Genomic DNA, 701 nt, shown 5'->3' with positions numbered 1-701 from the left:
CGGGTGCACGTTGTTGGGTCCTGAGGGATCACTCAAGGCGGTAACGTCTTGTTGATACCTTCGGACCAAAGCCTCACAGCATGGATATGAGCTGGAGGGTTTTGGTATCGACCGTACGTTGAGAACTACACAGTGGACGCGAGCATCTTAAGAATTACAGCCCTTTTGGGGTTGTGGTTCATGATAAAGATGATCTTTATAGATCATTGGTCAATTTCTGAAAAGTTTACTTTTACAGTTTTTTGATCGATTTTTATACTCATGTGATTTCAAATTTTTAAGAGCAAACGGTGGATGCCTTGGCATCTGGAGCCGAAGAAGGACGTAGTAATCTGCGATAAGCCTCGGGGAGCTGATAAACGAGCTGTGATCCGAGGATGTCCGAATGGGGAAACCCCGCCACGGGCTGCAAGGTTACGTGGTGACTCCCGCCTGAATATATAGGGCGGGTAGAGGGAACGTGGGGAAGTGAAACATCTCAGTACCCACAGGAAGAGAAAACAACAGTGATTCCGTTAGTAGTGGCGAGCGAACGCGGAAGAGGCTAAACCGGGCATGTGTGATAGCCGGCAGGCGTTGCATGTTCGGGGTTGTGGGACTTTCCATGAATCTCTGCCGAGATTCGAACATTAGAGAGCGGTATAGACGAATGGTCTTGAAAGGCCAGCCAGAGTGGGTGCCAGCCCCGTAGTCGAAATGCT

1 rRNA gene is annotated in these 701 nt (G+C 49.4%); it reads left to right on the top strand.

Annotated features, from left to right (window positions below):
• Positions 1-267: 267 nt before the first annotated feature.
• Positions 268-701: ribosomal RNA gene (locus D9V34_RS17385) — 23S ribosomal RNA — on the top strand; the annotation flags it as partial.

The organism is Mycetocola lacteus, assembly GCF_003667575.1.
Classification (GTDB): Bacteria; Actinomycetota; Actinomycetes; order Actinomycetales; family Microbacteriaceae; genus Mycetocola; species Mycetocola lacteus.
The sequence above is the reverse complement of the archived record's forward strand: the minus strand, read 5'-3'. Positions and strand labels throughout refer to the sequence as shown.